The sequence below is a fragment of the Nocardioides humilatus genome (genome assembly GCF_008373755.1).
Taxonomy (GTDB): domain Bacteria; phylum Actinomycetota; class Actinomycetes; order Propionibacteriales; family Nocardioidaceae; genus Nocardioides; species Nocardioides humilatus.
Genome location: NZ_VUJV01000007.1, coordinates 128,072 through 139,736, shown reverse-complemented (window position 1 = coordinate 139,736; position 11,665 = coordinate 128,072). Strand labels below are relative to the sequence as shown.

Sequence of the window (11,665 nt, the reverse complement as noted above, 5' to 3'; positions counted from 1 at the left end):
TCGTGTCACGCGTTGGCGCCCGCGTCGGCGTCCTGCTTCGCCTTCAGCATCAGCGCGATGTCGATGAGCTGGTCCTCCTGGCCGCCGATGAGCTTGCGGTTGCCGGCCTCGAGAAGGATCTGCGCGCCCGAGACCCCGAACCGCTCGGCGGCGTTGCCGGCGTGCTTGAGGAACGAGGAATAGACGCCGGCGTAGCCCATCATCAGGGTCATCCGGTCGAGCTGGCACTCCTCGGGCATCGCCGGCTTGATGACGTCCTCGGAGGCGTCGACGATCTTGAGGAAGTCGACACCGGTCGTCCAGCCGAGCTTGTCGCAGACGCCGACGAACGCCTCCAGCGGCGTGTTGCCGGCACCCGCACCGAACCGGCGGACGGATCCGTCGATCTGGGTCGCCCCGGCACGCGCGGCGATGACCGTGTTGGACACCCCGAGACCGAGGTTCTCGTGGCCGTGGAAGCCCACGTCAGCCTGGCCGCCGATCTCGGCGACGACCGCCGAGACGCGATCGGCCGTCTGCTCCATGATCAGGGCGCCGGCGGAGTCGACGACGTAGACGCACTGGCAACCGGCGTCGACCATGATCCGGGCCTGCTTGGCCAGCACCTCGGGCGACTGGGTGTGGCTCATCATGAGGAACCCAACGGTCTCCAGGCCGAGCTCACGCGCCAGGCCGAAGTGCTGGATCGAGACGTCGGCCTCGGTGCAGTGGGTCGCGATCCGGCAGATCTGGCCGCCGTTGTCCTGCGCGGCGCGGATGTCGTCCTTGGTGCCGAGTCCGGGGAGCATCAGGAACGCGATCTTGGCGCGCTTGGCGGTCTCGGCCGCGATCTTGATGAGCTCCTGCTCCGGCGTGCGGGAGAAGCCGTAGTTGAAGCTGCTGCCGCCCAGGCCGTCGCCGTGGGTCACCTCGATCACCGGGACGCCGGAGTTGTCGAGGGCCTCGACGATGTCGTGCACCTCCTGCGCGGTGAACTGGTGGCGCTTGTGGTGCGACCCGTCGCGCAGGCAGGTGTCTGTGAGACGCAGGTCGAGCTTGCCGAACGGCTCGTCGCCGTGGGTGCCGGACCAGGTGCGCTGGAGCGTGTTGATGTCAGTCATGTCAGTACTCCGTCTTCAGCTCTGGCCAGCGATGAGCGAGCGAGCGATGTGCTGGCCGACCTGCGTCGCGGCGGCGGTCATGATGTCGAGGTTCCCCGAGTACGGCGGCAGGTAGTCGCCCGCGCCCTCCACCTCGACGAAGATCGAGACCCGGCGCATGCCTTGGGTGAAATCGTTCGGGCCGTCGAACTGCGGCTCCTGGAGGAGCCGGTAGCCCGGCACGTACTCCTGCACGGCCCGTTCCATCGCGTGGATCGACTCCGCGATCGCGTCGGTGTCGGCGTCCGGGTCGACGGCGCAGAAGATCGTGTCGCGCATGATCATCGGCGGCTCGGCCGGGTTCAGGATGATGATCGCCTTGCCGCGCGCGGCGCCGCCGATCGACTCCACGCCGGCCGAGGTGGTCCGGGTGAACTCGTCGATGTTGGCCCGGGTGCCCGGACCGGCGCTGACGCTGGAGACCGACGCGACGATCTCGGCGTACGACACCGGGGTGACGCGCGAGACCGCGGCGACCATCGGGATCGTGGCCTGGCCACCGCAGGTGATCATGTTCACGTTCATCGCGCCGACGTGCTCCTCGCCGTTGACCGGCGGGATGACCGCGGGGCCGACGGAGGCGGGCGTCAGGTCGATCGCGCGGATGCCGGCCTCGGCGTAGCGCGGGGCGTACTCCTTGTGCACGTAGGCCGAGGTGGCCTCGAAGAGGAGGTCGGGCAGCTCGTCCTGCTTGAGCAGCCAGTCGACGCCCTCGTGGGTCGAGATCAGGCCCTTGTCGGCCGCGAGCTTGAGCCCCTCGCTGGCCGGGTCGACGCCGATCATCCAGCGCGGCTCGATCACGTCCGAGCGGAGCAGCTTGTACATCAGGTCGGTGCCGATGTTGCCCGGCCCGACGATGGCGGCGGTGGCCTTCTTGCTCACGTTCACTCCTCGAATTCCACGGCCAGCGGTGCGAATCCGCTGATGGACGCCGTCACCCGGTCTCCCGGGGCGAACGGCACGAACGGGCCCAGGGCCCCGGACAGGATCAGGTGGCCCGCACGCAGCGGGTCGCCGAAGCGGAACGCCTGGACGGCGAGCCAGCGCAGCGCCTCGAGCGGGTCGCCGAGACAGGCGGCGCCGTTGCCGGCCGAACGCTCCTCGCCGTTGATCGTCAGCGACATCACGACGTCGCGCGGCTCCAGCTCGTCGAGGGTGCGGCCGTCGGTGCCGACCACGTAGAGCCCGCTGGAGGCGTTGTCCGCGACGGTGTCGGTGAAGCCGATCTTCCAGTCGGCGATGCGGGAGTCGACGATCTCGAGCGCGGGCAGCGCGAGGTCGACCGCCGCCCGGACTGCCTCGATCGTGATCTCCTCCTCGGTCTCCGGAGCGATGTCGGTCGCGAGCCGGAAGGCGACCTCCGCCTCGACCCGGGGCTGGACGAGGGTCCGCATCGAGATCGGGGTGCCGGACACGCCGTAGCTGACGTCCATGTCGCTCAACAGGTAGCCGAAGTCAGGCTGGTCGACGCCGAGCTGGTCCTGGACGGCCTTGCTCGTGGCGCCGATCTTGCGACCGACGACGCTCACGCCGCCGGCGATCCGCGCCTGCACGAGTCCTTGCTGGACGGCATAGGCCGCAGGGAGGTCGTCGGTGCCGATGAGATCGCGCACGGGCTCGCACGGGACCCTGGTTTCCTGGGCCGTGGCGAGCCGCTCGACCGCTGCCGAGATCGCGTCCTGAGAGATCACGAGAGCAATACTAGAACCTGTTACAGTTTTGTGCCATGACGGGTGCTACGCCGGACAAACCGGCCGCTCTTCCAGCTGAGGTCGACGTCGTGGTCGTGGGTGCCGGAGGCGCCGGCATGAGCGCGGCGCTCGCCTCCGGACGCCACGGGCTGGACACGATCCTGATCGAGAAGAGCGCTTACTTCGGGGGCAACACCGCTCGCTCCGGCGGCGGTGTGTGGATCCCGGGCAACTACGCGTTGAAGGCCGCCAAGCAGGTCGACGAGGGCGACCTCGAGGCGGCGCGGACCTACCTCGACACGATCGTCGGCGACACCGTCCCGAAGATCCGCCGCGACACCTACCTCGACCGCGGTCCGGAGGTGCTCGACTTCATCAAGGAGACGACGCCGCTCCGGTTCGTCTGGGTGCCGGAGTACGCCGACTACCTGCCCGAGCAGGAGGGTGGCCGCGCCCGAGGGCGCAGCGTCGAGGCCGTCCCGATGGACGCGCGTTTCCTCGGCAAAGAGCTCGACCGGCTGCACCCGGCCTACACCAAGGCGCCTGCCAACCTCATCGTGATGCAGCGCGACTACCGCAAGATCAGCCTCGGGCTGCGCACGATCAAGGGCCCGCTCACGCTGCTCAAGGTCATGCTCAAGCGACTGCTGTCGCTGGCCCTGGGCCGCAAGATGTTCGCGATGGGCAACGCCATCGCGATCGGCCTGCGCAAGGGCCTCGTCGACGCCGGCGTACCGGTGCACTACGAGACCGACCTGGCCGACCTGCTCGTCGAGGACGGCCGCGTGGTGGGCGTCGTGGTGGTTTCGACAAGCTCAACCACCGGGGAGACGGAGCGCAAGGAGATCCGCGCCCGGCGCGGCGTCATCCTCGGTTCCGGCGGGTTCGAGCACAGCCAGCAGCTCCGGGAGAAGTTCCTCCCCCAGCCGACCTCGAGCGAGTGGTCCACCGGGGCCCCGTCCAACACCGGCGGCGGCCTGCTCGCCGGTACGGCGGCCGGCGCGGCGACCGACCTTCTCGACGACGCCTGGTGGGGCCCGACCATCCCGCTCCCCGGCCGCGCGTGGTTCTGCCTGGCCGAGCGCAACCTCCCCGGCTCGATCATGGTCAACTCTGCGGGCAACCGCTTCATGAACGAGGCGCTCCCCTACGTCGAGGCCACCCACGAGATCTACAAGGGCGAGGCGACCGGCGTGAGCCACGTGCCGTCGTACCTCGTCTTCGACCAGACCTACCGCAACCGCTACCTCTTCGCGGGCGTCGCGGGCCGCCAGCCCTTCCCGGGCCGTTGGTACAAGGAGGGCGTCGTCACCCGCGCCGACTCGCTCGCCGACCTCGCCGACAAGGTCGGGCTGCCGGCCGGTTCGCTCGAGTCGACTGTCGAGCGCTTCAACGGGTTCGCCCGCACCGGCGTCGACGAGGACTACCACCGCGGCGAGTCGGCCTACGACAAGTACTACTCCGACCCGAAGGTGAAGCCGAACTGCTCGCTCGCACCGCTCGAGAAGGGCCCGTTCTACGCCGTCAAGATCGTCCCGGGCGACCTCGGCACCAAGGGCGGGCTCGTCACCGACGAACGTGCCCGGGTGCTGCGTGAGGACGGGACCGTGATCGACGGCCTCTACGCCGCCGGCAACGTGTCCTCGGCCGTCATGGGCAACACCTACCCCGGTCCGGGCGGGACCATCGGACCCGCCCTCGTCTTCGGATATCTCGCCGCCGAGGACATCGCCAAGGAGAAGATCTGATGCCGATCGACCCGTCCGTCGCCATCGGCGCGGAGACCGCCCGCACCATCTTCTCGTGGACCGAGAGCGACGTCCTGCTCTACCACCTCGGCATCGGCGCCGGCTCCCGCGCGGGCGACAACCTGTCCCCCGACGCGCTGCGCTACACGCTCGATGGGCCGGCGCTCCAGGTGCTGCCGTCCTTCGGTGTCGTCGTTCCGACGTTCCACATGACGGACCCGCCGCCGCTCGACCTGCCTGGCTGCGACATCAACCTCGCTCAGGTGGTCCACGGGGCCCAGACCATCACGGTCACCGGTCCGATCCCGACCTCCGGCTCCGCGACCCTGGTCACGACGCTCACCGACATCTGGGACAAGGGCAAGGCCGCTGTCATCTGGCAGGAGGGCGTCGCCACCTCCCCGGAGGGCGAGGAGCTGTGGCGCGTCCGTTCATCGATCTTCGTCAAGGGCGAGGGCGGCTGGGGCGGCGACCGCGGATCGGCCGAGGCCGTCGTCGTTCCGGACCGCGAGCCCGATCTGGTGGCGTCCTACGACGTGACTCCGCAGCAGGCGCTGCTCTACCGGCTCTGCGGTGACCGCAACCCGCTCCACGCCGACCCGGACTTCGCGAAGGGCGCCGGCTTCCCTGCGCCGATCCTGCACGGGCTGTGCTCCTACGGCATCGTGCTGCGCGAGCTGACCGACGGCCTGCTCGGCGGCGACGCCACGCTCGTCCGCGGCTTCACCGCGCGCTTCGCCGGCGTGGTCTTCCCGGGCGAGACCATCCGCGTCTCGGGCTGGCGCGAGGGCGACCAGATCATCGCCTCCGCGGTGATCGCCGGGGGCGACCGGGACGGGTCACCCGTGCTGGCCGACTGCGTGCTTTCCTGCTGACGGAGCCGCGTCCATCGCGTCGAGCTTGCGCTGGCGGTGGGCCAAGAAGAGCGGCACGAAGGTGCTGATGCCGATCAACAGCGAGGCCACGAAGTAGAAGGCCCACCACCCGGCGCCGATCCCGACCCGCCGTCCCTCGACGGCCAGCAGGACGAACACCGCGGTGCCCAGCAGGAAGACGTCGATCGCGAGGAACCGCGCCGCATCGTTGGAGGTGAGCGCGTCGTCCCAGAAGTCGACGGTGCCGCCGACCGGTCCGGCATCGAAGTAGCCGAGCGCCTGCGATGTCGTGCCGATGAGGGCGACCACCGCGATCGCGACGTAGACGTGCCAGAGCTTCATGTCGGGAGTGTGGCAGAAGCGGCGTTCGACCAGGGCGTCCATCACCGCGTCTGCACGGTCATGAGGACGTGAAGGGGTTGACGGCCGGCAGCGGCTTGATCAGTGGGGCCAGGAGGCGGCCGGACTGCTCGGCGGTGAGCACCTCGGACGGGTCGAGAGCGATCACGTCACGCTGGGTCGCGTCGTACTCCCAGACGTCCTCACCGACGAGCAGGCCGTTCTCGTAAGGCCAGATCATGTGCTCGGCTGACTTCACCAGGTAGGTCGCCTCGGGGTCGACGTCGACACCGGAGGCGGCCAGCACGTTGCCGGGCGTCTGCTGCAGCATGATCGAGGTCGACACGATCATGTCGTCGCTGACCGCCAGCTTCTCCGACTCCACGTAGAAGATGCACTGGTGGGAGGCGGTCCACTCGGCGTAGACCCCCTTCACGGCCTCGGCGCCCTCGAGCGTCAGCGTCTCGCCGAGCATGTTGAAGTGGTAGACGGGATGGGCCACGGTCATGTCCGGAGCGAAGATCTCCTCGTAGCGGCCGGCCATCTCGAGGTAGCGGTGCCGGTTGTAGGCGTGCAGCAGGTAGAGGTGGCGCGGGTCCTGCGTGGTCTCGATCAGTCGCTCGACGGCGATGTTGGTCCGGGTGATATCGAAACGGCTCATGATGGTCCTCCTGGGTTCAGGCTTTGTCGGGGGCTTGTTCGGGTGCCTCGATCGTCGAACGGCGTGGCCCCCGGCCGATAGCGCTCAGCGCCAACGTTGACGGCTAGAACTGTCGAAACCGACAGAAGAGACCCGGAGCGAGTACGGTCGGGCCATGGAACCCGAGTGGTCGCCGGCGCGGGGCGATGCCGCGCGGTTGTGGGAATCGACATTGCGTCCGGCCGCCCGTCATCTGCAGGATGCCTGTGTGGGGCTGTCCACAGCGGTCGTCGAGGTCGTCGCTGCCCACCTGCCCGACCTGCTCGACAGCCCGGAGGCGCTGGAGGCCAACCGCGCCAGCACAGAGGTCAGCATCCGGCTCTTCGCACGCATCGTGGAGGAGGGCGCCGATCCCGTGACGGCCACCCACCTCGAGCCGGCCACGATCGAATACGCCCAGGACGGCGCTCGTCACGGGATCCCCCTGACGACCCTGTTCCGCAGCTATCGCCTGGCCCACGCCGCCACCGCACGCCACCTGACCGGGATCCTTTTCGAGGACGTGGCCGACCCGGTCGACCGCAACGCGGCCGCCGACCTGATCTCCGCCTGGCTGTTCGCCTACGTCGACGTCGCCCTGTGCCTCGTCGAGGAGGTCTACGTCGAGGAGCGCGACCGCTGGTTGCGGAGTGCGGCGGCCAGTCGGGCGGAGACGATCGAGACCCTGCTGGCGGGCCGTCCCGTCGACCAGGACGCGGCGTCGAGGATCCTCAAGCACGAGCTGCACCGCACGCACGTCGCCGTCATCGCCTGGGTGGACAACCACACCGTGGGGCGCGACACCCTCACGGCGCTGGACGCCGCCGTACGCGACGTCGCAGGCACCCTGGGGACCACCCACGTCCTCCCCCACTCCCTCGGCACGTTGTCCCTCGCCGCCTGGGTCAGCGTCAAGGGAGGGACGGACCTCGCCGCGCTCGACCGGATCCGGCTGCGATCAGCAGCGGACGGGGTCCGGGTCGCGCTCGGCGAAGCCGCCGCCGGGGTGGTCGGCTTCCGCACCAGCTATCTCGAGGCCGTGCAGGCCCGACGCGTCGCCCGCCTCGCCGGGTCCGAGGTCGGATCGGTCACGCGTTACCAGCAGGTCGCCCTCCAGGCCCTCGGCTCCGTCGATCCCGAGCAGAGCACGGCCTTCGTCGCCCGCGAGCTCGGACCGCTCTTCAGTGACGACGAGGGCGCCCGCCGCCTCGCTCAGACCCTGTTGACGCTGCTCGAGGAGGGCGGCAACCGTGGACGTACGGGCCGGCGGCTCAACATCCACGAGAACACGGTCAGCTATCGCGTCCGCCAGGCCGAGGAGCTCCTCGGGCGCTCCATCGACGAGCGTCCGCTGGATCTTGCGCTCGCACTCAAGCTCGCTGCGGTGTGCGAGCGCCCGAGACCGTGACCCGGCGTCGACCCGACGATCACGGACCACGACGGTGTCGACGCGCTGCAACATGCGCGAACCACCGGCCACGACGAGGTGACCGCGATCCTCGCGTCGGCGGAGTGAGCGCGCGAGCGCGGTCGTCTCATGCGCCCCGTTCACCGGTGCGTACGCCGAGCGCCTGATCGACCTGGGCAACAAGGCGGCCGCGTCCACTGCGTTTCGCCCCGTACAGCGCAGCATCAGCCGCGCCGACCAAGTCATCGGGCCCCAACGCCCGGCCGACAGCGTGAGCGAGCCCGATGGAGGCCCCGAGCGCGATCGAGAGGTTGCCGACCAAGAAGGGCACGTCGAACGCCCCGAGTACTCGGCTCGCCACCAGGTCGGCGTCAGCGTCCTTCTTGAGGAACAGAGCGAACTCATCCCCCCCAAGGCGTGTCGCGACGTCCTCGACACGCACCGACGAACGCAGACGCTCAGCGACCTGACGCAGGACGACGTCGCCGACCTGGTGGCCGTAGGTGTCGTTGACCGGTTTGAAGTGGTCGAGATCGATCATCAGCAGGCTCGCGCAGGTGTCGGGGCGGCCGAGTTCGCTCTCCATCGCTTCGGCGAGAGCAGCGCGATTGGCGAGACCGGTCAGCGGGTCGGTCAGCGACCTTGCGCGCGCCGAGGCCGCTTGACGCTGCACTCTGCGGTGTTCTCTCAGCGTGAGCCGCACAGCCCAGCAGAGGATGCCGAATGCGAGGGTGAACGCAGCGGCCAACAGCACGCCCAGCCGCGTGATCAACCCCTGTTGCTCGCGCGTGGCGTCGGTGACGAAGTCGCGATGCCTCACGATCATCGATTGGAGCAGCTCCCGCATGGCATCCAGGGCGGGCCCCGCGACCCGGTCGTCGGCAGCGGCTTGTGGTCGGCCCCGCTGACTGCGGATCTGGGTCACGTAGCGCGCGTTGAGGACGCTGAGGTTCGACAGCGTGATCGCATCGGCCTTGTCGACGTACGTGCGCAGATCGTCGATCAGGGCCGGCACCGCCCGCATCGCGTCGTCGAGCTCCTGCCAGGACCGTCGGTTGGGTGCGCGGCGATAGCTGGCCTCGGCGAACGCCTCGTCGGACACGGCGTCGCGCAGGACGCCGATGCGCGTCACCACTTCGCGCACCTTGATCACGCGATCGTTGGAACGGGCGAAGGTCACCACGACCGTCCCCGATGTGATTGCGAGGGCGAGCAGCACGACGATCACCATCGACGATGCGATCGCCATTGTCCGGCGCACCTCACCACCTCCGGTCGTCCCAATAGCAAGATCGGCACAGAGAACCGTTTCATGAGCCCCGTGGCCTGCCGATCTGGTTGACGTGTCCCTTCGTCCCTGCCTGCTCGTGGTGGGACTCGTCGCTGCCGGCCTGACGGGCTGCGGGTCCACCGAGAGCGAGAAGGACCGGCTCACCAGGATCGAGGTCTTGGCCCACGACGGCACCGACGAGGAGCGGGCCGTGCTCGAGCAGCAGGTCGCGGCGTTCAACGAGGGTCACGACACCGTCGAGGTGGCGCTGACCCTGGTCGCCGAAGGTGACTACAACGACTCGCTCCAAGCCAGGATCGCCCGCGGGGACGCCCCCGATCTGGTGGAGGTCGACGGTCCGCTGCTAGCGAGCTACGTTTACCAAGAGGTCGTGGTCCCGCTGGACGGCCTGCTGACCGACGCGGTCCTCGGCGACCAGCTCCCCTCCCTCCAGGCGCAAGGATCGATCGCGGGGCATCGATACGCCGTCGGCACGTTCGACTCGGGGCTCGGCCTCTACGCCGATCGCCGAGCGCTTCGTAACGCGGACGTCGAGTGGTCCACCTCGCCCGAGACGGCCTGGACCGACGAGGAGTTCACCGCTGCTCTCGGGAAGCTGGCCTCCCAGGACAGCGACGGCCTCGTCCTCGACGTCAAGGAGAACTACGGGACCGGCGAATGGCTCACCTACGGGTTCGCTCCGCTGGTCGCGTCGGCGGGCGGGGACCTGATCGACCCGGTGACTCTGTCCCCACGCGGGCACCTCGACGGCAGCGCGACCAAGGCTGCACTGGACACGGTGAGCGCTTGGGCTCCCTACATCGACCCGAACGAGGACGACGCCGCCTTCACGAGTCGCCGAGTCGCCCTGTCCTGGGTCGGGCACTGGACCTATCGCGACTACGCCGCCGCGCTGGGCGAGGATCTCTTGGTGCTGCCGCTCCCCGACCTCGGCCATGGGTCGAAGACCGGCCAAGGATCATGGACCTGGACGGTCACCTCGGGCGACGACGACCACCAGCGAGCAGCCGCCACGTTCTTGGACTTCCTGCTGAGCGACGCCGAGGTGCTGCGCATGACCGAGGCCAACGGAGCCGTCCCGGGCATGTCCAGCGCACTCGCTCGGTCGAGCCTGTACGCCGAGGACGGTCCACTCGAGCTCTTCGCCGACCAGCTGCGACGCAGCTGCGGGCGTGATACTCCGGACAAGGACTGCCTTGCGGTGCCTCGGCCGCTCACCCCCGGCTACGCCGTCCTCAGCAGCCAGTTCGCCGAGGCGATGTCCGTCGCGCTGCACGGGGGGCGAACAGACCGCGCTCTGGACCGCGCGGCCGACTTCGTGGACCACGACCTCGAGCTCAACGGAGGCTTCAGCCACTAGTGGCGCGCGGCGGGCGACTTGGACTTGGTTGTCCCGCTAGTCCGAGCAGCCGTCGGCGTAGACGTAGCAGCGCAGCGGCGGCTCTTCCTTGAGCTGGGGTAGTCCGGTGATGCTCACGTCCGGCACGGGAACCAGCAAGACGTAGGGCAGTCCGGCTACGAGCGACAGGTTGTCGGCGACGTCGGCCGGATCGACGCCCGGCATGTACAGCTGGCCGCACACACCACTGTCGATCCGATCCGGGTCGGCAGGTCCACGGTGCCGCAGGGCATCCATGACGAGCGCGTAGGCGACCGGGTCGACGGTGCCGATGAGCAGGTGCTCGAAGAGGTCGAGCGGGCAGACCGATTGTGTCGTGACGTTGGTGATCCGGCCCATGCCGGTGAAGAGCGCCGAGGTCGGACGCGGCCCGCGAGTGGGCATCACGACCTCGTCGGTCTTGCTGTAGATGCTGGTGTAGGAGATGCCAGCAAAGGTCTCGGCGCGGCTATTCAGTGCTTCGATGAAGTGGGCCTTGCTGGCCTGCTGCCACAGCCCCGCGACACAGGTCGTGCGCCCGACCGTGCACACGTTGTCGACCAGCGTGGTGCCGTGGTGATCAGGCGCCATCGAGATGACGTCGGCCACCATCGGCCGCGTGTCGGGCCAGAAACGAAGGGCCCACCGCATCGACATGCCGCCCTGGCTGTGGCCGAGGATCGCGATCTTTCGGCCGGCCAGAGCGTGGGTGTGCCGGAGCGCATAGACGATGTATTCGGCCGATATCTGGATGTCGCCCAACGTGTGGTGCGGCGGCGTGACAGCGCACCACGGCCGGTGCTGGGCGGTGAAGGCGTTCTGGTAGTTCCACGAGAAGTTCTGCCGTGCGGTCACGCCGGTCGCCGGGTTGAACAACACGGGCTCCAGGTCGTTGGCGTGGAAGTTCCCCGAGCAGGTCACTGCGGCAGCGAGCTTCGCCCGCGGCACCGAGAGCCGCGGGCCCGACCGAGCCAACGGCGCGTAGCCCGGGCGGCGCTCGGCGGTCACCGAAGCAAGTGCTCCCGATGCCGGTTGCTCCAGCAACGGCACCAGCAGGGTCGCCCCCACGGACAGCAACGAGATCGCGAGCGCGACGAAGCGCTTCCCCATGATGGCT

At 69.0% G+C, this 11,665-nt stretch carries 11 protein-coding genes; 4 read left to right on the top strand and 7 right to left on the bottom strand.

The genetic code is table 11. The annotated features are described in order from the left end of the window. Nucleotides 1-5: 5 nt before the first annotated feature. From dmpG to F0U44_RS19100, 3 genes are read right to left on the bottom strand one after another with little or no spacing between them, the layout of a single operon-like run. Nucleotides 6-1,100, bottom strand: a complete 1,095-nt coding sequence (gene dmpG, locus F0U44_RS19110) for a 4-hydroxy-2-oxovalerate aldolase (protein ID WP_149729966.1) — start codon at nt 1,098-1,100, stop codon at nt 6-8. 15 nt (nt 1,101-1,115) lie between these two features. Further along, nucleotides 1,116-2,021: an acetaldehyde dehydrogenase (acetylating) gene (locus F0U44_RS19105; protein WP_149729965.1), complete on the bottom strand. Its 906-nt coding sequence runs from the start codon at nt 2,019-2,021 to the stop codon at nt 1,116-1,118. 2 nt (nt 2,022-2,023) lie between these two features. Beyond that, complete coding sequence (locus tag F0U44_RS19100; RefSeq protein ID WP_246160660.1) at nt 2,024-2,830, bottom strand: 2-keto-4-pentenoate hydratase; 807 nt, start codon at nt 2,828-2,830, stop codon at nt 2,024-2,026. 35 nt (nt 2,831-2,865) lie between these two features. Here F0U44_RS19100 and kstD point away from each other — a divergent pair, with 35 nt between their 5' ends. Next, nucleotides 2,866-4,578, top strand: coding sequence for a 3-oxosteroid 1-dehydrogenase (gene kstD / locus F0U44_RS19095; protein WP_149729963.1), 1,713 nt, complete (start codon nt 2,866-2,868; stop codon nt 4,576-4,578). Continuing rightward, entirely contained in the window at nt 4,578-5,453 is an 876-nt protein-coding gene (gene chsH3 / locus F0U44_RS19090) for an enoyl-CoA hydratase ChsH3 (protein ID WP_149729962.1), read from the top strand. Before kstD ends, chsH3 begins: the two co-directional genes overlap by 1 nt. Here the strand turns inward: chsH3 and F0U44_RS19085 are convergent. Together F0U44_RS19085 and F0U44_RS19080 are read right to left on the bottom strand one after the other, a co-directional pair. Next, complete coding sequence (locus F0U44_RS19085; RefSeq protein WP_188113566.1) at nt 5,418-5,795, bottom strand: DUF2834 domain-containing protein; 378 nt, start codon at nt 5,793-5,795, stop codon at nt 5,418-5,420. The genes chsH3 and F0U44_RS19085 overlap by 36 nt on opposite strands. Nucleotides 5,796-5,853: 58 nt before the next feature. Further along, a complete protein-coding gene (locus F0U44_RS19080; protein ID WP_149729960.1) occupies nt 5,854-6,453 on the bottom strand; it encodes a hypothetical protein in 600 nt (199 codons plus the stop codon). 247 nt (nt 6,454-6,700) lie between these two features. On the opposite strand from F0U44_RS19080, the gene F0U44_RS19075 reads away from it, so the two are divergent. Next, on the top strand, nt 6,701-7,879 hold the full coding sequence (locus F0U44_RS19075; protein ID WP_188113565.1) for a PucR family transcriptional regulator: 1,179 nt from the start codon (nt 6,701-6,703) through the stop codon (nt 7,877-7,879). Between the two features lie 127 nt (nt 7,880-8,006). Here the strand turns inward: F0U44_RS19075 and F0U44_RS19070 are convergent, their stop codons facing one another. Continuing rightward, a complete protein-coding gene (locus tag F0U44_RS19070) occupies nt 8,007-9,128 on the bottom strand; it encodes a diguanylate cyclase (RefSeq protein ID WP_149729958.1) in 1,122 nt (373 codons plus the stop codon). A gap of 94 nt (nt 9,129-9,222) precedes the next feature. Between F0U44_RS19070 and F0U44_RS19065 the strand changes: the two genes are divergently transcribed. Then, nucleotides 9,223-10,530 carry an ABC transporter substrate-binding protein gene (locus F0U44_RS19065; RefSeq protein WP_188113564.1) on the top strand — a complete coding sequence of 436 codons (1,308 nt, stop codon included), beginning with the start codon at nt 9,223-9,225 and terminating at the stop codon, nt 10,528-10,530. Nucleotides 10,531-10,566: 36 nt separating this feature from the next. Here F0U44_RS19065 and F0U44_RS19060 read toward each other — a convergent pair whose 3' ends face one another. Further along, nucleotides 10,567-11,658 (bottom strand): lipase family alpha/beta hydrolase, encoded by a 1,092-nt coding sequence (locus tag F0U44_RS19060; RefSeq protein WP_149729956.1) that lies wholly within the window; start codon nt 11,656-11,658, stop codon nt 10,567-10,569. Between the last annotated feature and the right edge of the window lie 7 nt (nt 11,659-11,665).